Origin of the sequence: Catenulispora pinisilvae, from assembly GCF_015356865.1 — a bacterium.
Classification (GTDB): domain Bacteria; phylum Actinomycetota; class Actinomycetes; order Streptomycetales; family Catenulisporaceae; genus Catenulispora; species Catenulispora pinisilvae.
Genome location: NZ_JAAFZA010000051.1, coordinates 18,233 through 43,568, shown reverse-complemented (window position 1 = coordinate 43,568; position 25,336 = coordinate 18,233). Strand labels below are relative to the sequence as shown.

Below are 25,336 nucleotides of genomic sequence, written 5' to 3'. Positions count from 1 at the left end.
CGGAATCTACAAGCGTATATTGTGCCGATTGGCATCGACTACCATCGAATCTTGTGTCCCCTCACCGCGTCGTGCGCTCCGTTCTGAGCCGCTTGACCACGCCCGGCCCGCTGTTGGCGATCGGGCTGGGGGCGACGACGGTCGCCGGGTCGCTGTGGATCGCGACATTCAACCACTCGCTGAGCCCGCAGTCCGCGACGGTCCTGCTCTCCTTCTACTTCCTGGTCGGGACGATCGGCACCGGGGTGCTGGCGGGCCTGGAACAGGAGATGACGCGCACCGTCGCCCGGGCGCACGCGGTGGGCCGCCCGGTCGGCGCGGCGGTGCGGGGCCAGCTGCGGCAGGCCGCCGGGCTCGCGGCCGTCACGGTCGTGGTGCTGGCCGCCGCCTCGCCGCTGCTGCTCTCGCACTGGCTGGGCCACAGTTGGCTGATGGGGCTGGCGCTGCTGGCGGGGCTGGCCTCGACGTGGGCGGCGTTCCTGGTGCGCGGGGTGCTGGCCGGCTGCCAGGACTTCCGTTTCTACAGCCTGACGCTGGTCGTGCAGGGTGTGGCGACGATCGTGCCGAGCTCGCTGCTGGCGCTGGCGTGGTCCGGCCACATGGTCGGCTACGCCTTCGTCTTCGCGCTCGCGCCGCTGGTCTCGGCGATCAGCGGGCTGGCTTCGCCGACGGCGCGGCGGTCTTGGCGGGCTATCGGCGGTGCGGCCGGCGCGGGTGCCGTCCCGCAGCCGGAACCGGCCGGGGCGGCCGAGGCCGCCGAAGCGACCGGGCTTGCTGAACCGGCAGAGCAGGCCGGACCGATCGGGTCGGCCGGGCCGTCCGAGTCGGCCGCGTCGACCGCAGGAATGATCTTCGCGGAGGAAGTCGTCGCCACCGGCGACGGCGCCGAGGCCATGCCGACCCCGGCCGCGCCCGAAGCCGCCGACGAACCCGGCGGCAGTGCCCGCGAGAAGCTGATCCTGCTCACCCTCGCCACCCTCGTCAGCCAGCTGCTGATCAACGCGGTCCCGCTGATCATCGACCACCAGGTGCGGCCCGAGGTGGCCAAGTCGCTCGGCTCCTCGATGGGCATGTCCCGGCTGGCGTTGCTGTGCCTGTTCCCACTTCAGGCCCCACTGCTGCCGCTCCTCGCCGCCGCCGCGGTCCGCCACGACTTCCGCGAGGTGCGCCGCAAGGTCGGGTTCCTGGTGGCGGCCTGCCTCGGCGCCGGCGCCCTCGGGGTGATCGTCGTGGCCGCGGTCGGTCCGTGGCTGCTGCGGACGTATTTCGGTTCCAGCTACCGGTTGTCGGAAATCTTCCTCGCAGCCCTCGCCCTGAGCACCGCGTTCCTCATGACCGCCTTCGTCCTGCAATCCGCGCAGGTCGCGCTGAACCGGCACCGGGTGGTCTTCGCCTCGTGGCTGGCCGGGCTGGCCGCGATGGCCGTGGTCTTCGTGCTGCCGCTGGCTCCGCTCACGGCCGCGGCGTGGGCCGGGATCCTCGGGCCGCTCGTCGTGACGGTGATCGCGGCCGGCGATGTGATGTTGGTGACGCGGTCGGTGCCGAGCGTGATCAAGCCCGCCGCCGACTCCTCCGGCGGAGGTCCGGCCCCGGTCGAGGCGCCGGTCGAGACGCCGGTCGAGGCCGTGGCGCCGGTCGTCGCGGAGGCCGTCGCGGAGGCCGGCGCCACGGCCGCGCCGGTCGCGGAAGGAGTGCGCCGATGAGCGCTATGCCCTGGCGGGATGGTCCAGAGCGCCGCGATCCCGGAATGGAACCAGATAGACTGCCCGGGTTCACCCATCGGGATCAGCCGACTACCGACGCGCCGGGGCGCGGCTTTGCGCGCCAGCACTCCGGGACGCGCCATCACTCCGGGAGTGGATCCGCATGAAACTGGCCATAATGACCGGTGTCGTGGCGCTCCTGCTGCTGGCACTGATCTTCGAGCTGTTGCGCCGCCGTCAGCTGCGGGAGAAGTACGCGGTGCTGTGGCTGGTCGTCGGGCTCGTCACGCTGCCGCTGGGGTTCATCCCCTGGAGCCTGGACAACGTTTCCAGCTGGCTGGGCGTGGCCAGCGGCGCCAGCCTGGTGCTGTTCCTGGCGGTGGTCTTCCTGCTGATCGTGTGCATCCACCTGAGCTGGGAGGCCTCCCGGCTGGAGGACGAGACCCGGTCGCTGGCCGAGGAGGTCGCGCTGATCCGGGCCGAGCTGCGCGAGGTGAACGAGCGGCACAGCGCGTTGGAGGCCGAGGTCGAGCAGGTCCGCGCGGCGCAGGAGAACGGCGCGGCGAACGGCACCGCCAACGGTCACACCGTCGGGATCGTGACCCAGCGGGACGGGAAGGCGGTCGTCGGTGAACGCTGACAAGCGCGTCCTGATCATCATCCCGGCCTGGAACGAGGCTGACTCGATAGCGGACGTCATCTCCGAGGTCCGCGGCGAGCTCCCGGCCTACGACGTCCTGGTGGTCAACGACGGCTCCACCGACGCCACCGAGCGCGTGGCCCTGGCCTGCGGCGCCCGCGTCGTCTCGCTGCCCTACAACCTCGGCGTCGGCGGCGCCATGCGCCTGGGCTACCGCTACGCCGACGAGAACGACTACGACGTGGCGATCCAGCTCGACGCCGACGGCCAGCACGACCCCCGCTACGTCCCCAAGCTCATCGACGGCCTGGCCGACGCCCGCCTGGTCCTCGGCGCCCGCTTCGCCGGCGAGGGCGAGTACCAGGTGCGCGGCCCGCGCCGCTGGGCCATGACCCTGCTGTCCGGGGTGATGTCCCGGATGGCCAAGACCAAGCTGGACGACACCACCTCGGGCTTCCGGGCCTGCGACCGCGAGATCATCCGGCTGTTCGCGCAGTGGTATCCGGTCGAGTACCTGGGCGACACCGTGGAGACCCTGGTCCGGGTGATCCGGCTCGGACACCCGGTCGGCCAGGTCCCGGTGGCGATGCGCCCGCGGGCCGGCGGCGTGCCCAGCAACTCGCCGGTCAAGGCGGCGGTCTACCTCGGCCGGGCGCTGATCACGCTGCTGCTGGCCGTCAACCGCCGATGACCGACCCGCTGCCACCCACCGAACCCCGGACGACGAGGCCGTCACAGATACCCATGACCACCATCGACATCATGCTGCCGTACTACGGCGACGTGGCCCTGATGCAGACCGCGGTGCGCAGCGTCCTGGCGCAGTCCGATCCCGACTGGCGCCTGACCGTCGTCGACGACGGCCGGGAACCCGGCGTCCCGGCGTGGTTCGCGGCTCTGGCCGACCCGCGCGTCCGCTACCAGCGCAACGAGCGCAACCTCGGCGTCACCGGCAACTTCAACAAGTGCCTGGACCTGGTCGAGGCCGACTACATGGTGATGATGGGCACCGACGACGTCATGCTGCCCAACTATGTCGCCGAGATCCGCCGCATCGCCGGGGAACACCCCGGCGTCGGCATCATCCAGCCCGGCGTGCAGGTCATCGACGGCGCCGGCCAGGTCGTGAACACCATCGCCGACCAGGCCAAGGCCCGCATCTATCTGCCGCGCTTCAGCGGCACGGTGCTGATGGGCGGCGAGGAACTGGCCGCCAGCCTGCTGCGCGGCTGCTGGTTCTACTTCCCGTCGCTGTGCTGGCGCTCCGCGGCCATCAAGAAGGCGGCGTTCCGGCCGGACCTGGACATCATCCAGGACCTGGCGATCGTCATCGACCTGATCGAGGCCGGCGAGACCATGGCCCTGTCCGACGAGCTGGCCTTCCACTACCGGCGCCACGAGGGCAGCGTCAGCTCGGCCGAGGCCATGGCCGGCAAGCGCTTCGCCGAGGCCCGCCGCTACTTCGTCGGCGCCGCCGCGCAGATGGACGCGCTCGGCTGGCCCAAGGCGGCCAAGGCGGCGCGGCGTTACACGGCGTCCCGCCTGCACGCGGTGACGCTGTTCCCGTCCGCGCTCAAGGCCCGCTCGGTGCCCGGCATGAAGAACCTGGCGCGCCACGCCTTCCTGCCCGCGCCGCGGCCGGGGCGGCCGGGGCGGACGCCGAGCGAGTCGAAGCGGTGACCGGTGCCGACGGCAGGCACCGGCAGTCTGAGGGGACACCAGTGAGAATCGCCGCGGTCGTGACCGCCTACCATCCCGACGAACGACTGCTGGCCGTGGTCGACTCCGTCCACGAATCGTGCGCCGAGATAGTGGTCGTGGACAACACGCCTGAGGGCGCGGCCTCCATGGCGGACAAGATCGAGGACACGGACGCGATCACCGTCCTGCGCTCCGGTGTGAACCGGGGCCTGGCGCACGCGCTGAACCTCGGCGTCTCGCGGCTGTCGGCGGGAATCGAAGCGGTCATCTTCCTGGATCAGGACTCTGTCTTGGCACCCGATGTGGTGCCGCGCCTGGCCGAGCACTTCGAGGACCGCAGTATCGGCATCGCGACACCGGCGCCCTGGGACCCGGTCCACGAGCGCTTCTACGAGACCTTCTCCGGCCGCCACGAGGACGTCGCCGACCGGGCCATCTCCATCACCTCCGGGATGCTGATCCGCCGCGACCTGCTGGCGCGCGTCGGCGAGTTCCGCGAGGGGTTCTTCGTCGACTACGCGGACTTGGAGTACTCGCTGCGTGTCCGCCGGACCGGCGCGCGCATCATCCAGGACAAGCGGCTGAGGCTGCCGCACTCGATCGGGGAGCGCCGCACCCACAGCTTCTTCGGGATGCGTATTCCGGTCACGCACAAGGCTGCCTGGCGGGACTACTGGCAGCTCCGGAACGGGCTGATCACGGTGCGGGAGCAAGGCCGGTTCTCGCCGGCGTGGGCGGTGACCGCGGTGCTGTACCTAGGACGTGCCGCGGTGCACGCGGTGCTGTTCGAGGACGACCGGCGCGCGCATGCCGGAGCGGTACTGCGTGGGGTGCGCGACGGGGTGACGCAGAAGTACAGCTTGCGTTATCTGCCTGAGGGCGCGGAGCTGACGGTCGACACCGAGCAGGGACGGCGGGCTTAGCAGCCTACGACGAACACGTCTGAGTCTCGGTCACCCGCCACACATAGAGCCGCGAATCCCCCACCACGCCATACGTCTTGTACTGCTCCTCCGAAACCAGCTCCCAGCCCAGCCCGGGGTGCGACGAAGGCGTGACCATGTAGCAGACGAAGTGGTTCGGCAGATACCGCAGGCCCCCGAACACATCGAGCCCCACCGAGCGGTCCGGGTGGTCGGTCATCGCGGTGGGGGAGTGGTAGCCGTCCCAGACCAGCCCGGCATCGACGTGCCGGGCATCCGCCGCGCCGCTCGCGACGATGCGCGTCGCGGTGTTCCACACCGCCTTGTCGTAGCTGAAGGCATTGGCCATCAGCGTCGCGCTGGTGACCGTCACCATCCCGGCGGCCAGCACGACCGGCACGATCCGCTTCGGCGCCCACAGCGACCCGAGCGCCGACGTCGACGCCGGGCCCGCGACCGATGCGGGGCCGGAGACCCCATCGGTGCCGCGCCCCGACATCAGGAGCGCCAGCGCGGGGATCGCCATCGGGATCAGGTACCGGTCATAGATGTCGCGTCCCTGGCCGACCTCCATCAGCGTGCCGAGGACTGTGGCCGCGGCGAACAGCGTCATCTCGGGCCGGATGCCCAGCGTCCAGCCGTCTGTCCGCACGCGCTCCACGACCGAGCCGACCAGCAGCGCCGCCGCGACGTAGGCCACCCACGCCAGGACCATCCACCACCCGCTGCCGAGCAGTATCGGCCGTCCGGGGGAGCTGGCCGACGGGTAGGCGCCGACGTGGGTCACGTAGTTCCCGAGGAACGCGCCTTTGTCCCAGCCCACCAGCGCCGAGGCGACGAGTGTCACGCCGGCCGCGCTCCAGCCGCGCCATGACCACCCTCGCGGCCGCACCACGGCGAACACCACGGGGCTCACGGTGAGGGCGACGATCAGCAGGCCCTGGATCATCTCGGTCGACACCAGTTCGGCCGTCACGTGGCGGACGGTGAAGTCCGGCGCGCTGCCGCCCGGCACCTTGCGGCGCCACAGCTCGAACGTGCCCAGCACGGCCAGCACCAGCACGCCCACACCGAGGACCACCGGGATCCGGAACACCGGCCCGCGATCGGCCCGGTACCGGGCCCGGAACAGCGCGACGATGAGCACCGCTCCGGGCGCCGCGATGACCTGCTCGCGCACCGTCGCGCCCCACAGGCCGACCGCGCAGGCCCCGGCCAGCCAGGGCAGCGAGGCGCGGTCCAGCGCCCGCCGGCCCAGCGCCAGCGTCCCGGCGATCGCCGCGAAGGCCGGGATGTCGGTCATGAACGACGTCGACAGCAGCGCGAAGCCCGGCCACAGCGCCACGGCCAGCGTGCCCAGCGCGGCCCGGCGCCGGCCGTCCGGGCCCAGGACGCCGATCAGCGCGTCGTAGCACGCCAGCAGGCCGACCACCGCGATCCCGGCGATGAACACCGACTGCGCCGCCAGCGACGCCCCGACCGGCCAGGCCAGCACCACCAGGCCGGCCAGGCCCATCATGTTCCAGTTGTACATACGCACCTGGCCGGTGTGGACGAAGTCCTGCGCCGAGCGGCCGAAGGCCCAGGTGTCGTTGTGCGGGATACCCAGATTGCCGCTCAGGGCCGCGTAGGCGAGCGGGATGAAGACACCCAGCAGCAGCGCCGCACCCAGATATGGCAGCCACCCTCCGGGGCTGTGCGCGGTCCGGACGTCGCCGTCGCCGCCCTCGAAAGGGACAGCTGCGCGGGTATCCTGCGCGACGCCTGTCGCCAAGGCTGCCGCCCCCGTTTCCTCACCTTGGGTACACCTGGATCTCGACCGTCTGAGGCTACCCCAGGCACACAGGCCGCTGCCGCCGGTCCACTACGATGAAACGATGCCGACGATCGCCGCGGTCGCCACCGCCTTCCACCCCGACGAACGCCTGACGGCGGTCGTGGAGGCGGCGCTGAAGAGCTGCGAACGGGTGGTGGTCGTTGACAACACCCCCGGCGACGGCCCGTTCCTCACCGACACGCTGCGCGACCGCGACGGGGTGACGGTGCTGCGCGACGGGGGCAACCGGGGACTGGCGGGAGCGCTCAACAGCGGCGTGGACACGCTGCTGGCCGGGAACGATGGCCAGGCCGGTACTAGCGACAACGGTGGCCAGGTCGGCACTGGCGATACGGACAGTGCGCAGCCGGATCTGTTCCTGTTCCTGGACCAAGACTCAGTCCTCGGCGAAGACATGGTGCTCGCCCTGGCTCAGCACCTGACAACCGACGCCACGGTCGGCATCGCGGCCCCAGCGGCTTGGGACGAACAGCAGGGGCGCTACTACGAGCCGGGCACGGAGAACGGCCCAGACATCGCCGACCGGGACACGGTCATCACCTCCGGAATGCTGGTCCGCCGCGAAGTCCTCACCAAGGTCGGCCCCTTCCGCACCGAGTTCTTCGTCGACCACGTCGACAACGACTTCTGCCTCCGCGTCCGCGCCGCGGGCTACCGCATCGTGCGCGACAAGCGCCAGAAGCTGGCCCACAGCCTCGGTCAGCGCAACCAGCACAAGCTGCCGGGCGTGGCGTCGGTGTCGTCCTCGCGGCACCCGACGTGGCGCCTGTACTGGATCGCCCGGAACGGCACGGTCCTGATGCGCGAGCACCGCAAGGACGCCCCGGTATGGACCCGGAACACGGCGGCGTACCTGGTCTGGTGGTTCGCGCTGCGGACCGCGATCGAGGCACCGCGCGGGGCGCGGGCGCTGGCGATGGCGCGGGGATTTCGGGATGGGGCTCGGGGGAGGGTGGATCGGCGGTATTTGCCGCCGGGAGCTGTGCTTTAGGGCTGTTACAACGGCGTCCCGGAAGCAACCGCCGCCGCCCCACGGTCCTCGTCGCTGGTCTCCTCGCCGACGACCGAAGCCGGTCCAGCCGATCCGTTGGCACCTTCACCCACAACAGCCGCGCGATCGTGCAACGCCTGCGCCGCCACCATCGCCACCGTCGCGCTAGCAGCCGCATCGCCCGCAGTCGGCGCGCCCTCGGCGACCCCATCGCCTCCACCGACGCCCGCCCCCGGATAAGGCGCCCAACTCTTCAGCACCACCAAAGCGGCCAGCCCCGCTCCCACCAAGTACAGCACCACCACCCCGACAATCGTCCCCGGCGGTGTCCAGGCCGTGCCCCACAACACCAGCGACCCACTCGACCCGGCCGCGTACCGCCGCAGCGTCGTGTAGAACATCAGCAACCCGAGCACCAGCGTCACGCCCGTCACCGCCACCGGCAGCCGCGGCACCGCGCGCTTGAGCCGATCGCCCCGCGCCTCGCGCTTGGCCAGTATCGCCGCCGCCAGCAGCGGCAGCCCCGCGGCGACCGCGAGCAGGTACCGCCCCTGCCAGATGTACCCGAGGCTGGCGGCCTGCCTGCCCTGGGCCAGGACCGGGATGGCGATCACCGAGAAGGCGAGCAGGGCCAGGGCCGCCACGTCGCGCCGCTTGCCGACCAGCGCCGCCGCCGCCATCAGCGCCAGTACCGGCACGAACCAGAGCTCGGCCAGGTGGAACGGGGGCTGCACGTCCAGCCAGCCGAAGTAGCCCACCATCTGCCGGAGGTAGACGACGCTCTGGCCGAAGGTGTGCTTGGCCGCGACCGCGAACGTCAGGCTCGGGTGGGTGGTGGCGCCGCCGGTGCCCAGGACGTTGAACTTGGCGGTCCAGGCGATGGAGCCGAGCGCCACCACGCCGACCGCGCCGGTCCAGAGCCAGACCGCGGGGCGGCGGATCACGTCGCGCAGGGCGCCGCTCTGGGCGGCCAGGGCCGCGCAGACGACGATGACCACGGCCCAGGCCGGGCCGAGCTGGCGCACGCACAGCAGCGCCATGGTCGCGATGCCGGCCCGGGCGAGCAGCCGCGGGACCAGTTCCGGCTGCGGGTCCGTCAGCAGGCTCAGGACGGCGGTCCACAGCAGGATGGCGGAGGTGGCCTCCAGGGAGTTCGGGTTCACCGAGCCGTTGAGGAACAGCACCATCGGGGTGGCGGCGGCCAGGACGGCGGCCATCGGGTAGCGGCGCTTGCGGCTCCACTGGAAGGCCGTGACCATGGCGCTGGCCAGCATCGCGGCGCTCAGCGCGGCGGAGACCATGCGCATGCCGTACATACCCAGCGGGCCGTGCGAGAGCAGGCTCGGCCAGCCGACGGCCAGGTAGTAGACCGGGTTGTTGGACCCGGCGGTGCTGCCGGCCAGGGCGGTGCCGGGCAGCGCGGACAGGCTGCGGGCGCAGGAGGCGGGCACGTGGGCGTTGTTGAAGTAGCACTCGTGCAGGTTGGTCAGGAACGAATACGCGGTCGGCAGGCGGTAGCCGGTCATCGGCACGTGGTTGGTGACGGTGCCGTTGTGGGTGATGACCGTGATCGGGGTGCCGTGCAGTTGGCCCCGGACCGTGGCCGCGGCCTTGACCATGTGCCAGGGCTCGTCCGGCACCGAGGTCAGGGGGGAGGCCAGGGCCCACGCCGCGGAGAGGATGAAGAACGCCAGGAACGCGGTGAGCCAAACGCGACGCGGGGTCCAGGTGCCGGGCGCCAGGCCCGCAACCAACCAATGCCGCATCCGTCGTACTCCTTCGTCCGTGTTCCGCCCCGCAACGAAACCGGCCGCTCCCCCGCTGGCCTTGGGCGTCCATCCATGCTAGCCATCCGTTCAGCGAACGGACGTCGGAGCTTAGGAAATCCTTATGTACCGTTCACGGATTGTGACCGTTTCGATGTCCGATATCGGCCTGGAGCGTGCCGCCCGCAGTACGAGGGTGAGCAACACCACGATTCCGGCGATCCCGAGCAGCACCGCTGGAACCCCGGAACCGGGGGGCGTCCACTTGCCGGAGAACGGGTTCACCGACGAGGTCCGGCCGAACAGGAAGACCAGGTTCGGGTGCAGGCTGTCGAAGGCGTGCTGGAACCGGATCATCGTGATCCACAGTGCCACGCCCTGGGTCGGGATCAGGATCCACGCCGCCCAGCGCATCACCCGGGCCTGCCGGCCGACCGACACCAGGCCCCGCTCGCCGATCACGAACCCGGCCAGGATCGGCGCGCCGACCAGCAGCGGGAGCGCGTAGCGGCCCTGCGAGAACCACCAGCCGCCGGCCGCGGCCTGCAAGTCGGCGGCGACCAGGAACAGGTACCCGCCGGCCACGATCGCGGCCAGTTGCAGCAGCGCCCGCCCGCCGCCCCGGCGCGCGGCCGTGATCAGCAGCGCCCCGACCGCGGCGAACCAGGCCAGGGTCAGCGGCAGCGGGATGGCAACGTCGCCGAACGACGTCAGCCCGACCAGGCCGTTGGTGTACATCGGAACCCGGTGCGTCAGCTCCTTTATGACCAGCTTCACACCCTGCGGGATCGCGTTGGTCTGCTGCCCGGAGGCCGGGATACCACCCTGCGTGGACAGCATTATCCAGGCCGCGCCGACCACCGCCGCGATCACCACCACGGTTGCCCAGAGCAGCACCGAGCGCCTTCGGGCCAGCTCACGCAGCCGGTCCCTGCTCGCCCCGAACGCGATCACCACCAACGCCGCCAGCAGCCAGCCGATGCCCAGCTCCCGCAGCACCGCCAGGGTGCCGGCGGAAACGCCGAACAGCGCGAGCGTCCACTTGGAGTCGTCGCGGGCCAGCAGGACCGCGATCAGCGAGGTCCACACCGCGACCGCGGCCGCGATCTCCGGCCCGGCCGGGTTCACCGCACCGGTCAGGTTCACCGCGACCGGGGTCATGGCCAGCAGCACCCCGCCGAGCACCAGCGGTCCGCGGCCGCGCGCCAGCCGGACCGCGACCGCCACCGCGCCGCCGAGCAGCGCGCTGGTCAGCAGACAGGTCAGCAGCCGGGCGGCGATCACCCCGGAGTAGTTCGGGAAGAATTTGATCGGCCAGCCGGTGACCGCGTAATAGATCGGGTTGTAGTTGGCCGCGCCGCTGGTGGTGACCACCATGCTGTGCTCGTCGCCGGGCGCCGGGGCGGACACGCAGGCGGCGGTCTCGTTGAGCTTCCAGCGCATGCACGATAGCGGGTCCTGGTCCGCGATCCCGTTCGGCACCAGGCTCTTGGGCACCGTGATGGTGGCGTTGGCCCGGGCGGCGATCTGTCCGTCCAGAACTCCGTAGGCCCGCACGACGTGACGGAACTCATCCGCGGAACCGTCGTACGGCATCGCCATAGACCAGGCCGAGCCCAGCAGGAAGAAGCCGACGAACGCCAACAGGAACGCCTTCGTCCCGGTCGAGCGCGGCTTCAGGCGCAGGACGGCACGGGACGGGGCGGATGGCATCCCGTCAGTTTAGGGCCGTTCATCGTACGGATCGACCCACTCGGCGCGATACCGCCCCGTCGGCCGCGTCACACCATCGGGTGAGACGAGTCACACATTGCTCGCGGCCTGCGGCTCGGCGGCCGGCAGAACGGGGTCGGACGGGGCGCCGTCGGTCGGTGTGAACCGAGCGTCCGCGGCCCGCAGCCCCCGCAGGCCTAACGCCATCGCCAGCACCACACCGGCCGGGCCGACCAAGGACGCCGTGACGGCCGCCGAGACCGGGTCGCCCGGCCACACCACGGCCACGCCCATCGCGATCGCGCCGACCGCCCAGGCGATCGGCACGTGCCGCTGCCGGCCCAGCCCGATCAGCGTCGGCTGAAGGACGCCGACGGCCATCAGGCCCGCGGTCCCGATCGCCATCAGCACCAGCGAGAGCGCGGAGATCCCGGTCGCGTTGAAGAAGCTCTTGAGCACCCACGGGCCCATCACCCCGAGCCCGGCCCCGGCCAGCGCGCCCAGGCCCAGCATGCCGATCGAGCCGGTCCGCACCGTGGTCCGCACCGCGCGCATGTCTCCGATCGCGCCGGCCGCCGTCAGCCGCGGCAGCAGCAGTGCCGTCACCGGCCCGACCAACAGCAGCGGGATCCGGGACAGGGTGGCGGCCTGGACGAAGGCGGTCGCGGTGGCCGGGTGGGCGCCGAGCCGCGAGCTCGCGCCGAGCGCCGGCAGGTTCGCGACCAGCTGGGTCAGCAGCGCCGCGCTGACCAGGAACAGCAATCCGGTGGACAGCCACGACCGGAGCCCCGATCCGTGGGCGTCGACGGTCGGCTCGGGGGTGCCTGGCGTGCTCGGCGAGCCCGCGGCGGCGGGTTCTGGCGTCCTGGCTTCGGCGCGCTGTGCTGCCAACCGCGGCCGCAGCCAGAAGTACCAGCCGATCCCGGCGGAGAAGAACAGCCCGCACGAGTACACCGCGCAGTAGACGACGGCCGACCCGATGCCGAGCACTGCGATCGCCAGGAACGGCACGATGCGTGACATCCCCTCGGCCACCAGCGTCGCCGAATAGCCGGCGAACAACTGCTGTCCGCCTAGCAGACCGCGTACAAGGTATGACAGGGAGTAGCTGAACGTCCCGATCAACACCGGGGGGATCAGCACCCACTCCTTGTGCAGCGGCCCGGCCACCAGGATCGGCGAGGCCGCCACCACGAACAGGCAGCAGATGGCGAACAGCGCGGCGGTGTGCCGGACCGCCCGCCGCATCACCGGGACGATGTCGTCGCCGACCGCGACCGCGCGGCTCAGCGAACGGCTGGTCTCCAGCTCCAGCCCGGCGAAGACGCCCTGGCCGATCAGGTTGACCAGCACGTACATGGAGGCCATCGCGGCCGCCGCGGGCTTGTCCTTGATGTCGCCGGCCAGGATCAGGAACAGGTAGCCGCCGATCGCGACCAGGAGCACCGAAGCCGTCATCATCGCCGAGGGCGTCTTGGCGAAGCGGCGTATCGCGGACAGTGTCATCGGGGAATCACCGGGGGCGTCAGGTGGTGCGGATCGCGAGGGGGACCCGTCGATACTGCCAGATCCGCGGGAATCGTGAGGGCGGCACGGCCTTCCCGCCGGTTGGGTAGCATGTTGGCTCGCCTGTATCGACCGTCATCGCCGGTGTGCGGCGGGCGGGTTCGTCGGGGACAGGATGTCGAGAAGGTTGGGGGCCATGGCCGGTCGTGACGCTGCGGTGATCGAATTCCTGGTCCCCTATTACGGAAGCCCGGAATACCTGCACCAGACGATCGCCAGCGTCAGGGCACTGGAAGACACCGACTGGCGGCTGACGATCGTCGAGGACGCCTTCCCGGACGGCCCGGCCGTCGAGAGCACCGTCCTGGCCCTGGGCGACGACCGCATCCGGTACCTGCGCAACGAGCAGAACCTCGGTAACAACGCGAACACCTACCGTTGCATCGAGCTCGCGCGGGGTGACTGGTTCGCGATGCCCGGCGCCGACGACCTGGTGAACCCGAACTACGGCCGGGCCGTGGCCGACCTCATCCGCCGGCATCCGAACGCGGCGATGGTCCAGCCCGCGGTCGAGGTGATCGACGAGGACGGCCAGCCGCACTTCCCGCTCCCGGACAAGATCAAGCGCCTGACCCGCCCCGGCCACGACGAGGTGGTCCTCAAGGGCGACACAGGCGCGGCGAGCCTGTTGCGCAGTAACTGGCTCTACACCCCGGCGTCCTGCTACCGCCGCGAGCATCTCCAGAAGGTGCACTACCGCGCGGACATCGACGCCGCCCACGACCTGGCGTTCATAGTGGACGTCCTGATGGCCGGCGGCGAGATAGCGGTCGGCACCGAAGTCGCCTTCCGCTACCGCCGGCACGGCACCAGCCACTCCAGCGCCTTCGCCCGCAGCGGCCGCCGCTTCGAGCAGGAGCGGAAGTACTTCGAGGACATCCAGATCGAACTGGCCGCCCTGGGCTGGAAGACCGCCGAGCGCGCCGCCCGCCGCCGACTGCTGTCCCGCCTGAACGCCCTGAGCCAGCTGCCCGGCGCGGCACTGGCGCGGGACGGCGGGGCGGCCAAGGCGATGCTGCGGCACGGGGTGCGGTAGCGCGCTGCGGCTTTTCTGCGACCGGTGGCGCGGTGGTTGGGCTTCGCCGGGGCTGGTGCGCGATGGCGGGCGCCAAGGCGACACGCAAAGGCGACACGCAAAGGCCCGGTTAGCAGCGACCTCCGTCGCTGCTAACCGGGCCTCGGCTTCGCGCCCGTCGCGTGCGGCTACTTGCCGTTGACCTTCGTGACCCCCTGCACCAGGTTCGCGGGGGAGTCGTGGTGCGCGTGCCAGGCCAGCTGGCCCTCGGAACCGTCGTTCTTTGGCATGATCTTGTCGGTCGCGGCCGAGGCGGACATGCCGGTGAACAGCGTGAGGGCGAAGGCCAGGCCGACCATGCCGGTCTGGAACGGCACGGGCCGGCGGACGGTGCGGCGGCCCGCTGCCGGGCGCTCGGCGGCGTTCTCCGGGCTCGGCGTGGTCTCGTCGGCCTCCGACTCCTCCAGCGCCTCGGGGTCGGCGGGCGTCGCCGCCAGCGTGGTCTGCGCCAGCGCCGTCTGCGCCCGCACGGTCGCCGTCAGCTTCTGGTGCTGGGCCACGAATTCCTGCACCCGCTCGCCGATCAGCTTCACGGCGAACACCGCGAGGATCAGGAAGCAGTACAGCGAGAAGGTCGTGGTCCGCGGCCAGTACCGGACCAGCTGGTCGCGGTACTCGTGCGAGGCCAGGTAGAAGCGCATCACCCAGCCGCCGGTCAGCAGGCCGGCGGTGAGCAGCACCGGAGTGCGGCGCATGCCGAGCCAGATCGCGACCCCGGTCAGGATCAGGATCAGCACACCGAAGACCCCGACGCCGCCGAGCTCGCCGGTCGGCGGCCAGGTGCCGTTCCGGATGGCGTTGCCGGGCATGTCGGTCAGGTAGACGAAGGTGTAGGCGGGGTCCTGGCTGGTCCCGAAGAAGAAGTACGGGTCCGGCGCCTCGTGCAGCAGGCCGTCGATGAGGTGGTAGGAGGGGATCAGGAATCCGACCACCGTCGTGCCCAGCAGGGTGGCGCCGTGACGCCATCCGGTGCGCCAGGGGAACAGCACCGCGGCGCCCAGGGCGACGCCGAAGGCGGCCCAGTAGAAGGGGCCGGAGAACAGGATGAAGATCTCGCCGACCAGCAGACCCCACGCCAGCCCGGCGATCGCCAGGTGGATCAGGCCCTTGCTCGGGCTGGTCTGGAGGTAGCGCATGAAGGCGATGACGATCGGGATGATGATGGCCAGCACCAGCGGCTCGTAGGCCTTGTACGGCTCGGCCAACGTCGGCACGTACACCAGGGCCAGCACGCACGCCCACGGCCGGGAGACGACGAAGCGCCACGCCAGGTACACCGCCGGGCCGAGGATCGCGGTGGTGAGGACCTCGGTGTACTTCAGGCCGACGAACACGTTGTCATGGTTGAGCTTCGCGACGAACCAGACGATGCGCGGGTACAGCGGCGGGTAGCCGGGGTGCGTCATCTCGCCGTGCTGGAGCATGATCGCCCAGCGCTCCATGTCGCCGGCGTCGCCCGCGGTGCCGTTCAGCGGCAGGTTCGCCCCGCGCAGCGCGAGCGTCACGCCGGCCGCCAGGAAGCCGGAGGTGAACCCGGGCAGGGCGGCGAAGGCGGTGCGCGAGGCCAGCACCCGGTACTTCTCCGAGCGCCGGGCCAGCAACAGGAACACGACGCAGGCCAGGGCCGGGAGCAGGAACCGGAACTGGAGCGCGGCCAGTCCGCTGACCTGGCTGACCCGGTCCAGCGGGGCGAAGACCTTGATGGTCTTGGTGGAGATCAGCATCCACGCGGCCGCCGCCAGGGCGACCGCCGCCTCGTACAGCGGCCAGCGTGCGGTGCGCAGGGCCCGGGACCAGAGGTCGTTCGGCACTCGGATCCGGCTCACGCTGCGCGGACCCGCCTCGGGTTCCGCGGCGATAGTGGTCACGGCGTGTTCCTTCGATAGCGGTCTGGTTCGGACCCGGCGGCCCGGGCGCGGGGGAGGTGGCAACCGCCCCGCGCCGTCGAACAAGCCTCGCGGGGCGGGACTACTTTTTGCCGACCAAGCGGCGGAGCCGATACTTCGTGCCCCAGACCGTGGTCCGCCACAACGCCTCGGCCACTATATTGCCGCTCATCTTCGACGCCCCGAGTTCGCGCTCGACGAAGGTGATCGGCACCTCGACCACCTTCAGCCCGGACCGCACCGTGCGCCAGGCCAGGTCGACCTGGAAGGTGTAACCGGCGCTGGCGACGGAGGCGAGGTCTATCTTCTCCAGCGTCTCGCGGCGGAACAGCCGGTAGCCGCCGGTGGCGTCGGCCAGCCGCATGCCGGTGACCAGCCGGACCCAGGAGTTTCCGCCCTTGGACAGGACCTCGCGCCGCTTGGGCCAGCCGACGGTCTTGCCGCCGGGGACGTAGCGCGAGCCCAGCACCAGGTCGGCATCCTGTTCCACCAGCGCCTTCAGCAGCGCCGGGAAGTCCTCGGGCCGGTGCGAGCCGTCGGCGTCCATCTCGCAGATGACGTCGTAGTCGTGCTCGATGCCCCAGGCGAAGCCGGCAAGGTAGGCCTTGCCCAGGCCCTCCTTGCCGGCCCGGTGCATGACCTTGACCCGCTCGTCCTTGTCGGCCAGCTTGTCGGCGAGCTTGCCGGTGCCGTCCGGGGAGTTGTCGTCGGCGACGAGCACGTGCACGTCCGGATTCGCGGCGTGGACGCGGGAGACGATCTTCTCCAGGTTCTCCGACTCGTTGTACGTCGGGATGATCACCAGGACGCTCAGGGCCTTGGCGGCGGACTCCACGTCGGTTTCGCTCCTTCTGGTCTGGTCGGGGACGGTCCCGACTGTGCCCACGCCGGCCGCTTCGGGGCGCAGGCGGGCGGTGGCCACAGCAGTCACCACGGCCAGCACTGAGGCGAAGATCGAGAGGTTCAGGTGCTTCGAGGTGTCGATCCCGTCGAAGTAGGCCGCCGCGCCGAACTGCATCAAGGCGATGGCCGACAGCATCAGGGTTATCCACGCGAAGGCCTTGCGCTCACCGGTGGCCCGGTCCCGCCGTCGGGCCAGGCGGCGGATCGCGACCCAGATCGGGATGATCCACAGCAGCAGCAACGGGATCAGGCCCAGGCCGCGGAACAGCCCCAGGATGCTGGTCACCGGGGTGAACCGCTTGTCGACGGTATTGCCGCCCTTGGGGTAGTTGGCATAGTTGCCCAGCGGGTTGGCCTGGGCCGAGTGCTCGCCACCGCACAGACCGGTGTACGTCGGGCGCACGTAGAAGAACGAGTTCGCGACGTCGTTGGCGACGCGGACCATGCGGTCCGGGTGCGTCAGCATGAACTTCCAGGTGTTGCCCGTGCCCAAGGCGGTCTGCAGAGCCGGGTCGTTCGCGTGGTCGCGGGCGACGAACTTGTCGCCCTTGGTGTTTGGGTCGTACTGGCCGGTGTCCATCACGCTCGGCATGAACGGCGCGCACCAAGCGGGCTTGCCGACTTGGGAGCTGTAGTAGAAGGGCACGCCGAGGGACTTCATGTCGGCACTCGGGTTCGGGCTGACGTACAGCAGCTCGTTGAACAGGAAGTCGGCCTTGGTCTGCAAGGTGAAGTGCGTGTCTTGCGTGGGGGTCAGCACGCTGCCGGACAGCGCCAGGACCACCGCGAGCGCAGCCGGGATCACCCGGCTGCCGATCCGGCCCTTCAGCGGGCCCACGGTGACCGGGAAGGCGAGTAGCGCCAGCGCCAGCACCACCATCGGGGCGTCCTGGGCCTTGGAGGTGACCAGGAACATCAAGCCGAAGGCTGTCAGGACCAGCCCGGCCCATCGAGAGCGGCCCGGGCGGAACAGCAGCAGGGTGGCCGGCAACAGGTAGAGCACGCCGATGACGGCCGAGATCTCGCTGAGCGGGGACGCGGCGAAGTCGATGAAGCTGGCGTCGGCGACGATCACCAGCAGCGCCCCGCACACCAGGTAGCGGGACAGGCGCGAGGTGCGCATCACGGCGAACAGCAGGCCGATCGCGATGCCGATGAACACGCAGCCCACGGCACCGAGTACGCGCAGGTCCAACGCGGTGGGCCCGAGACTGTTCCGCAGCCCCAGTGCCTTGGTCACGTAGTGGGCGATGTTCATCAGGATCAGCTGGCTGGAGTTGTACGCCGGCTGCGGCAGATCGATGTTCGTGATTCCGTACGGCGTCTTCGAGCAGTTCCAAGTCGAAGGCGACTTGATCACATACTGGAAGTTGACCCAGGCGCGCATCTGGCCGGAGTTGCCCGTGGTGTACAGGTGCAGATGGCACAGCAGGCGGCTGCCGTCGTAGTTGTCCGCCACGCCGACCGGCACCGGGAACATCAACCGGGCGAACAGCAGCACGGCCGCGCCGAACGCGACCGACACTGGTTCCAACAGGCGCCGGAAAGGGTACGCCGCTATTCGACGGGGACTGGCGGCGGACGAGGTGAGGACCTCGGCCGGGCCGCCCTTCTCCTGGCTCGCTGTTGACACGGGAACCTCTTTGTGGCGTGCGCTGAAACGAAGCTGACTGGTGCCTTGGACGCGTCGCGCGATGGGCCGTGACGAGCCGAGCGCGACAGTAGAGATTACCCGGTGGATCCCCGGGCGAGTGTGTTGGTCTGGGCAAGCTGTGACAGGATCAAGGCCGTGCCGCTCTTGGTGACGAATTGGTCACAGGCGGTGGTCAGGTAGGGCGGCCGACTGCTCATCGGGTCGATTCCGGGGCCGGGGCGGAGGTCGGCGCCTGATGCGGGATCAGTAGCCTGCGACGGCCGCCGGTCCCCGGTCCGGCCGGCGGGCCTTCGGCGTCCGCGCGCCGCATGGCTTCCAGGGATTTCTTGACGCCCTTGCTCAGCCAGCGCTGGCCGGGCTTCTCGATGAACCGCTGGACCAGGTAGCACAGCGCGAGGACGAGCGCGAAGGCCAGGATGAGTGTCGGCCAGAACGACAGATGTTCGTGCAGGTAAGAGATCAGCGTGAAGCCGATGTCCTGGTGCAGCAGGTACAGCGGGTAGGTCAGGGCCCCGAGGGTGGCCAGCGGCTTCCACCGCATCCAGTCGAGTTTGTGCAGCGCGACCAAGGCCATCAGCGTGTAGAAGGCGACCAGGGCCAGGAACATCGGCCAGCGCGGATAGTGCCAGCCGATCTCCGGGTACGCCGCAGGGTCGGGTGCCACCTGCGACTGGCCGACCAGGAACGAGACCACGACCAGGGCCCACAGCAGCATCGTCGGACCGAACCGCCACATCAGGAAGAAGGCGATGCCCGCGATGAAGTACGGCGCGTATTGCGGCTGCAGGAACGCGTCCATGGTGCCGTTGTTGGTCATGTGCGTGAACATCGCCGCGAACACCCACAGCCAGCAGAAGTAGATGACGCGGCGGTAGGTGACACCGAAGAAGACGACGATTGCGAAGAGCAGGTAGAAGCGCAGCTCCGCGGCGAGCGTCCAGTACACCGGGTCGATGTCGCCGGTGCTGTAGAAGCTCTGTGTCATGGTCAGGTTCGTCAGGACGTCGTGGAACAGTCCGGGCCGGTTGTGCATGCCGAGACGGGGGAAGGCGAGCAGTACCGCGATCGAGGCGATGACCGAGAACCAGTACGCGGGGTACAAGCGCGAGACGCGCGAGGCTGCGAACTGGCCGACGGTGCGTCCCCAGCTGCTCATGCAGATCACGAATCCGCTGATCAGGAAGAAGAGCTGGACACCGAGGTCGCCGTAGGACCCGATCTTCGCGAGGATGGGCGGTTCTATGTGGATCGGCTGGGCGACGCCCCAAGCGAAGCCGCGGATGTTGTTGCCCAGATAGACCGAGCCGACTGCCAGCCAGTGCCGTGACACCACCAGGAGCGCGGCTATGAAACGCAACAGGTCCAGCGCATAAAGGCGCTGCGGACGGTTCTTGGCCGGACTCGGGGCGGCGGCCGGTTCAGGAGCCTGACCCGGCTCCGGACCCCCGGCTGCTGCCGCCCCCATCTCAGACTCCTTCATCACGTCGCTCACCGGCGCCACCCGGCCCAGGCGGATTCCACCATCTCCCGCACACCCAGGTGCGCGGTCCACCCGAGCTCGGTGTGGATCCGGTCGGAGGCGGCCACGGAGCGGGCCACGTCGCCGGGGCGGCGGGCCTCGACGGCTCCGGTCAGGTCCGGTCGGCCGACGACGTCGCCGACCGTCTGGATGATCTCGCGCACCGACACGCCCACACCGCGGCCGGCGTTGACGGTGAGCGCGGTCCGCGGATCGGCGGTCAGTCGGCGGACCGCGGCGGAGTGGGCCTCGGCGAGGTCCGCGACGTGGATGTAGTCGCGGACGCCGGTGCCGTCCGGGGTCGGGTAGTCGTCGCCGAAGATGCGTGGGGGCAGGCCGGCGTCGAGGCGCTCGAAGATGAGCGGGATCAGGTTGGCCGCGCCCCGGTCGGCCAGCTCCGGGCTCGCCGCGCCCGCCACGTTGAAGTAGCGGATGTTGACGTAGGCCAGGGGTTGCGCGACGGCCACCGCGGCGATCAGCTGCTCGCCGATCAGCTTCGTCAGGCCGTAGGGACTCACCGGTTCACACGGTGTGTCCTCGGTGACGAACTCGACGTCCGGCATGCCGTAGGCGGAGGCGCTGGAGGAGAACACCAGGGACCGCACGCCGTGCTCGCCCATCGCGGCCAGCAGTATCCGCAGGCCCTCGACGTTCTCGTGGAAGTAGTGCAGCGGTTCGGCGACGGACTCGCCGACCCGCTTCTTGCCGGCCAGGTGCACCACACCGGTGACGCCGTGGTCGTGCAGCGCCCGGTCCAGCGCGGCCCGGTCCAGGACCGTGCCCAGCACTATCGGCACGCCGTCCGGCACCCGCTCCTTGAAACCGGTCGACAGGTCGTCGAACACGACCACGTCGTGGCCGTCGGCGAGCAGGGCGCGCACCACGTGCGCGCCGATGTAACCGGCACCGCCGGTCACGAGCCAGGTCATCGGGCGGATCCTCCAGACAGCGTGGACTCCGGTTCGGACGCCTGGTCGCGTGCCGCAGCCTGGGCCGGCACCTGAGGCGCCGGAGCGGTCACCACCTCGGGCGGCAGCTGGGCCTCACGCAGAGCGATGGCCCGGGCCAGATCGGTGAACCGGCGCTCAAGGCTACGGAAGCGCAGGAAAGTGTTCACCGCGAAGAAGGCGAACGCCGCGACCAGCATGTACAGCAGCAAGTCGGCACCACGGCCGACGCCGACCTTGTGGGCCAGCCAGGTGGTGTCGTTGGGCCGCAGCACCGCGTCCAGGCTCAGGAACAGGAAGATGACGAACCCGATGCGTTTGAACGCCTGCGTCCGTACCGAGTGTGAGCTGCGGATGAAGAAAACGAACAGCACGACCGCGGTCGCGATGAGGATGATCTGGATCACCATGACGGCTCACGCTCCCCGCTGCCGGACCGACAGGTCGAACAGTATGTTGACGCCGTTGATCAGGGACTGGCCCTTGGACCGCGAGTATTCGGTGTAGAGGATGGTCACCGGGACCTCACGGACCTTGAGCCCAGAGGAGGCTAGGAAACCAACGATCTCCGAGGCGTGCGCCATGCCGTTCATGGTGATCCTCAGCCCGGAGGCGGCCTCGCGGTTGAGTACCCGCAGCCCATTATGGGCGTCGCTCAGCTTGAGCTTGCGCGCGGTCGGGCTCAGCGTCACCACGGTCCGCAGCACGATCCGCTTGAGCAGCGGGATCTGCTCGTTCTGTTCCAGGAACCGTGAGCCCAGGACCACGTCGGCCTCGCCGGAGCGGGCCACCGCGAGCATCGTCTCGGCGTCCTCCACCCGGTGCTGGCCGTCGGCGTCGAAGGTGACCAGGTGGCGCATGCCGGGCTGGGCCAGCGCGTAGGCGATGCCGGTCTGGAGCGCCGCGCCCTGCCCGAGGTTCACCGGGTGCCGGACCAGGTGCGCGCCGGTCTGGGCGATCCGGGCTGCGGAGTCGTCGCGGCTGCCGTCGTCGACGCACACGATGTTCGGGAACGTCTCGCGCGTGTGCTCGACGACGTCGCTGATGACTGCGCCTTCGTTGTAGACCGGGATCACGATCCACACATCGTCGTAGTCGGTCATCGTCGCGCACCTCCTTCTTGGACTGGGACGCTGGCCGGGATGGAACCGGTTGCCGGCGCGGGATGGGTGGGGACGCGCCGATCGGGGACGTCGCCTGCGGACCCGCACGAGACGACGGCCCATGCTACTTAAGATTCCGTGAACGTCGGCGCCAGTACGTCGAATGACGGACCGGCGCTAATACGACCTGCGTATCCAGAAGGTCCGAAACGCCTCAGATCGTCCCGTTCTCCACCGCGGTGACGATCCACGGGATCACCTCGTCGAGCATGTCCTCCAGCGAAGTGCCGGCCTCGAACCCCAGGACCTGCTTCGCCTTCTCGGTCGAGGGCACCCGGCGCTGCACGTCGTACTCGAACGGGTCGTCGGAGACCAGGGTCAGCGGGACCCCAGGGCCCTTGATCTTGCGCCAGATCGCTTCGGAAAGCTGGCGCACCGAGTGCCCGGCCGGGGTGGACAGGTTGAAGTCGTCGTTCAGCGCGTCCGGGTGCGCCATCGCGGTCACGATGCCGCGCGCCAGGTCGCCGCCGTAGGTGTAGTGCCGCACCTGCTCGCCGGTGCCCAGGATGTGCAGCGGGTCCTGGCCCTTGACGATCTTTTGCACCAGGTCCGGCACCACGTGGCTCATCGCCAGTTTGACGTTGCCGGACAGGATCTCCTCATCGCCCAGCGCCCGGGACTCGCCGATGCCCACGCAGTTGAACGGCCGGACGATCGTGTAGGGCAGCTTGTACTGGTCCCAGGCCGCGCGCGCGAAGTACTCCACGGCCAGCTTCTGGAAGCCGTAGGAGGACAGCGGCGGCGGCACCCGGCGCTCCGATCCCTCCACCGACGGCCACACCTCGGTGGACTCGAAGACCATCGAGGAGGACATGTACGTGACCTTCTTCAGCCGGCCCGCACCGCCGTCGTGCGCCTTGATCGCGGCGTCGCAGGACGAGGCGATGATCCGCTCGTTGCTGGCCAGCAGGTCGTAGGCGTAGGTGTGGAAGTAGGAGATGCCGCCGATCAGCGCCGCGCCGGCGATGAAGTGGTCGCAGTCGCCGAGCAGGTCGACCATCAGGCCGGTGTCCCGGACGTCGCCCTCGTGGAACTGGTAGTCCGGGTGGTCGTCGTACGACTTCACGATCTTGCCGTACTTGGAGTAGTTGTCGATGCCGACCACCGTGTAGCCGCGCGAGAGTAGTTCCTCCACGACATAGCCGCCGATGAAGCCGGCGGAGCCGGAGACGAGGACTTTCTCAGACATGGGTATCGCTTCCTGTGTTTCTGCGCAGCGCGGTCGGCGCGGTCCGGTCATCTGTTCGGGATTCAGCGCGGGCTCCGGTGGGAGCCTGTGTGCGGGCGTCGGCGGGCACGCCGGGGGCGGTGGTCAGGGGCTCGGTCTTGGCCCGCAGCTGCTCCAGGGTCAGCGGCGGGCCGAAGGCGAAGCGGTACCAGCGCAGGTACTTCGGCAGCCACTTGCGCAGCTGGAAGTTGGAGTCGCCCTGGGTGCGGTCCAGCCAGATGGTCGGGATCTCGGCGACCGGGCGGCGCAGCCGGCGGGCCTTGGCGGCCAGCTCGATCCCGATCTCGAAGCCGTCGCGGGAGTCGATGCCGACCTCCCGGACGAACTCGGTGGAGTAGGCCTTGAAGGAGTTGGTCGCGTCCCGGGTGCCGACCCGGGCGAACCAGGCCAGCGTGCGCCCGGCGGTCTGCGACATCAGGCCCTTGAACAGCGGCCCGCCGACCTGCTGGCCGCCGGCCATGTAGCGGGAGGCGGCGGCCACCGCCACGCCCCGCTCGACCAGCCGGGCCAGCTCGTCGATCTGCCGCGGGTCGTCGCAGCCGTCGGCCATGGTGACCACCGCGGCCGGGCTGGCCGCGTGGTCGATGCCGAACCGGATGGCGTTGGCCGGGCCCCGGCCGTAGGTGTTCACCAGTGCTTTGAGCCGGGGCTCGGTGACGGCGTACTTCTCTATCACCGGCACCGTGCTGTCCTCGGGGGTGTCCACCACGACCAGCACCTCGCACGGCAGCGAGACCGACTCGAAGATCCGGTCCAGGACCGGGAGCACGTGCTCGCCCTCGTTGTACGCCGGGATGATGACCGAGACCTTGGGCCGGGAGGCGTCGACCGGTGCCGTCATACCCGGACCCCGTCGCCGAAGACGTTCCAGATATCGGCCACCGGCACCGGCGCCCTCAGCCCCCGGTACTGCTCGTGCGGCGCGCCGACGATCAACAGGTCCGCCTTCTCCAGCACCTCCTCCAGGCTCACCAGCGAGGGGTCGGTGGTGACCAGGGGGTCGGTGCACAGCACCTCGGCGGCCTTGAACTTCAGGATCCGCTTGAGCTTGTAGGACAGCGAGGAACGGGTGTCGTCCGAGCCGCCCTTGAACGCCATCCCGAGGATCCCGACCGTCATGTTCTTCAGGTCGTACTGGGAGTCCAGCCGGTCCACCACGTAAAGCGGCAGGCCCTCGTTGGTGGTCATCGCCGCGTAGCCGAGGGTGAAGTTGTTGTTGTGGAACGCGGCCAGCTGCATGGCGTCCTTGAACAGGCACGGCCCGGCGGCGAACCCGGCGCCGGGCATGTCGTCGGCGCGCGGGTAGTCCTGCGTCAGCCCGGCCCGGATCCGCTCGAAGTCCAGGCCGCGGTCGTTGGCCATCATGTAGAACTGGTTCACCGCGGCGAACTTGATGTAGCGCCAGGTGTTGGTGAACAGCTTGGCCAGCTCGGCCTCTTCCGGGCTCAGGTGCACGATCTTCTCGGTGAGCCGGCGGAACAGCGCCTCCGCCCGCTGCTGCGCCCGCTCCGTGCGGCCGGAGACGATCTGCGGCAGCTCGAACAGCTCGGTCATGGCCTTGCCCTCGGCGATCCGCTCGGGGCAGAAGGCCACGTCGACGTCCACGCCCAGGCGCGCGATCATCCGCTCGACCAGCTCGGTGACCCCCGGGTACACCGTCGAGCGCAGTATCAACAACTGGCCGTCCCGGAAGTGCGGCGCGCAGGTCTCCAGCGCCCGCGGGATCGCGGTCTGGTCCGGGTTCAGGTGCTCGTCCACCGGGGTGCCGATGACCACGATGACGTGCTCGCACCCGGCCACCACCGCCGGGTCGGTGGAGGCGGTCAGCCGGCCGGCGGCCACCACCGCCTCGATGACCGGGGCCGCCCCTGGTTCGTCGAACGGCAGCCGTGCGGAGTTCACCGCCTCGACCGCCTCCGCGCTGACGTCGTACACGACCACCGAGGCGCCGCGGTCGGCGAGCGCGATCGCCAGCGGGAGGCCGACGTGCCCGGCCCCGCCGATGACCACGACGTCGTGGACGAAGTCGCTTGGTGCGGTTTCGGGCATGGGCTCCCCTGTTGCGGTGGCGTGGGCGATGAAGTCAGTCGGCCCACAATATGACATCGGGGTGCGTCGCCG

At 70.0% G+C, this 25,336-nt stretch carries 20 protein-coding genes and 1 pseudogene; 7 read left to right on the top strand and 14 right to left on the bottom strand.

Annotated features, from left to right (window positions below; all coding sequences use genetic code 11):
• Positions 1-53: 53 nt before the first annotated feature.
• From IZR01_RS16520 to IZR01_RS16500, 5 genes are all read left to right on the top strand, one after another.
• The gene (locus tag IZR01_RS16520) at positions 54-1,703 is read left to right on the top strand and encodes a lipopolysaccharide biosynthesis protein (protein ID WP_194924371.1); all 1,650 of its coding nucleotides are present in this window, start codon (positions 54-56) and stop codon (positions 1,701-1,703) included.
• Between the two features lie 163 nt (positions 1,704-1,866).
• On the top strand, positions 1,867-2,343 hold the full coding sequence (locus tag IZR01_RS16515; protein ID WP_194891670.1) for a DUF2304 domain-containing protein: 477 nt from the start codon (positions 1,867-1,869) through the stop codon (positions 2,341-2,343).
• Positions 2,333-3,034: a glycosyltransferase family 2 protein gene (locus IZR01_RS16510; protein ID WP_194924370.1), complete on the top strand. Its 702-nt coding sequence runs from the start codon at positions 2,333-2,335 to the stop codon at positions 3,032-3,034. Before IZR01_RS16515 ends, IZR01_RS16510 begins: the two co-directional genes overlap by 11 nt.
• A gap of 53 nt (positions 3,035-3,087) precedes the next feature.
• Positions 3,088-4,023, top strand: coding sequence for a glycosyltransferase family 2 protein (locus tag IZR01_RS16505; protein WP_194924369.1), 936 nt, complete (start codon positions 3,088-3,090; stop codon positions 4,021-4,023).
• A gap of 41 nt (positions 4,024-4,064) precedes the next feature.
• A complete protein-coding gene (locus tag IZR01_RS16500; protein ID WP_194891667.1) occupies positions 4,065-4,967 on the top strand; it encodes a glycosyltransferase in 903 nt (300 codons plus the stop codon).
• A gap of 4 nt (positions 4,968-4,971) precedes the next feature.
• Here the strand turns inward: IZR01_RS16500 and IZR01_RS16495 are convergent, their stop codons facing one another.
• Positions 4,972-6,741 (bottom strand): hypothetical protein, encoded by a 1,770-nt coding sequence (locus IZR01_RS16495; protein ID WP_194924368.1) that lies wholly within the window; start codon positions 6,739-6,741, stop codon positions 4,972-4,974.
• A gap of 103 nt (positions 6,742-6,844) precedes the next feature.
• Between IZR01_RS16495 and IZR01_RS16490 the strand changes: the two genes are divergently transcribed.
• Positions 6,845-7,795 carry a glycosyltransferase family protein gene (locus tag IZR01_RS16490; protein ID WP_194924367.1) on the top strand — a complete coding sequence of 317 codons (951 nt, stop codon included), beginning with the start codon at positions 6,845-6,847 and terminating at the stop codon, positions 7,793-7,795.
• 5 nt (positions 7,796-7,800) lie between these two features.
• On the opposite strand, the gene IZR01_RS16485 is transcribed toward IZR01_RS16490, so the two are convergent.
• The 3 genes from IZR01_RS16485 to IZR01_RS16475 form a co-directional block, all read right to left on the bottom strand.
• Complete coding sequence (locus IZR01_RS16485) at positions 7,801-9,561, bottom strand: DUF2142 domain-containing protein (RefSeq protein ID WP_194924366.1); 1,761 nt, start codon at positions 9,559-9,561, stop codon at positions 7,801-7,803.
• Between the two features lie 111 nt (positions 9,562-9,672).
• A complete protein-coding gene (locus IZR01_RS16480; RefSeq protein WP_194924365.1) occupies positions 9,673-11,274 on the bottom strand; it encodes a DUF2142 domain-containing protein in 1,602 nt (533 codons plus the stop codon).
• Positions 11,275-11,364: 90 nt separating this feature from the next.
• Positions 11,365-12,780 (bottom strand): hypothetical protein, encoded by a 1,416-nt coding sequence (locus IZR01_RS16475; protein ID WP_194924364.1) that lies wholly within the window; start codon positions 12,778-12,780, stop codon positions 11,365-11,367.
• A gap of 196 nt (positions 12,781-12,976) precedes the next feature.
• On the opposite strand from IZR01_RS16475, the gene IZR01_RS16470 reads away from it, so the two are divergent.
• The gene (locus IZR01_RS16470) at positions 12,977-13,876 is read left to right on the top strand and encodes a glycosyltransferase (RefSeq protein ID WP_194924363.1); all 900 of its coding nucleotides are present in this window, start codon (positions 12,977-12,979) and stop codon (positions 13,874-13,876) included.
• A gap of 167 nt (positions 13,877-14,043) precedes the next feature.
• Here IZR01_RS16470 and IZR01_RS16465 read toward each other — a convergent pair whose 3' ends face one another.
• The 10 genes and pseudogenes from IZR01_RS16465 to IZR01_RS16425 form a co-directional block, all read right to left on the bottom strand.
• Positions 14,044-15,783 carry a hypothetical protein gene (locus IZR01_RS16465; RefSeq protein WP_194924362.1) on the bottom strand — a complete coding sequence of 580 codons (1,740 nt, stop codon included), beginning with the start codon at positions 15,781-15,783 and terminating at the stop codon, positions 14,044-14,046.
• 100 nt (positions 15,784-15,883) lie between these two features.
• The gene (locus tag IZR01_RS54790; protein WP_438939611.1) at positions 15,884-16,636 is read right to left on the bottom strand and encodes a polyprenol monophosphomannose synthase; all 753 of its coding nucleotides are present in this window, start codon (positions 16,634-16,636) and stop codon (positions 15,884-15,886) included.
• Positions 16,637-16,729: 93 nt separating this feature from the next.
• Positions 16,730-18,229, bottom strand: a pseudogene (wsfD, locus tag IZR01_RS54785) (glycan biosynthesis hexose transferase WsfD); the annotation flags it as partial.
• A 322-nt stretch (positions 18,230-18,551) separates the two neighbouring features.
• Positions 18,552-19,823 (bottom strand): acyltransferase family protein, encoded by a 1,272-nt coding sequence (locus IZR01_RS16455; RefSeq protein WP_194924361.1) that lies wholly within the window; start codon positions 19,821-19,823, stop codon positions 18,552-18,554.
• Between the two features lie 23 nt (positions 19,824-19,846).
• Positions 19,847-20,806: a UDP-glucose 4-epimerase GalE gene (galE, locus tag IZR01_RS16450; RefSeq protein WP_194924360.1), complete on the bottom strand. Its 960-nt coding sequence runs from the start codon at positions 20,804-20,806 to the stop codon at positions 19,847-19,849.
• The gene (locus IZR01_RS16445; protein WP_194924359.1) at positions 20,803-21,234 is read right to left on the bottom strand and encodes a DUF2304 domain-containing protein; all 432 of its coding nucleotides are present in this window, start codon (positions 21,232-21,234) and stop codon (positions 20,803-20,805) included. The genes galE and IZR01_RS16445 overlap by 4 nt, the downstream gene beginning before the upstream one ends.
• Positions 21,235-21,240: 6 nt before the next feature.
• Positions 21,241-21,927, bottom strand: coding sequence for a glycosyltransferase family 2 protein (locus tag IZR01_RS16440; protein WP_194924358.1), 687 nt, complete (start codon positions 21,925-21,927; stop codon positions 21,241-21,243).
• A 214-nt stretch (positions 21,928-22,141) separates the two neighbouring features.
• A complete protein-coding gene (locus IZR01_RS16435) occupies positions 22,142-23,176 on the bottom strand; it encodes an NAD-dependent epimerase/dehydratase family protein (RefSeq protein WP_194924357.1) in 1,035 nt (344 codons plus the stop codon).
• Positions 23,169-24,056 carry a glycosyltransferase family 2 protein gene (locus tag IZR01_RS16430; protein ID WP_228559607.1) on the bottom strand — a complete coding sequence of 296 codons (888 nt, stop codon included), beginning with the start codon at positions 24,054-24,056 and terminating at the stop codon, positions 23,169-23,171. Before IZR01_RS16430 ends, IZR01_RS16435 begins: the two co-directional genes overlap by 8 nt.
• The gene (locus IZR01_RS16425) at positions 24,053-25,264 is read right to left on the bottom strand and encodes a nucleotide sugar dehydrogenase (protein WP_194924356.1); all 1,212 of its coding nucleotides are present in this window, start codon (positions 25,262-25,264) and stop codon (positions 24,053-24,055) included. The genes IZR01_RS16430 and IZR01_RS16425 overlap by 4 nt, the downstream gene beginning before the upstream one ends.
• Positions 25,265-25,336 lie beyond the last annotated feature (72 nt).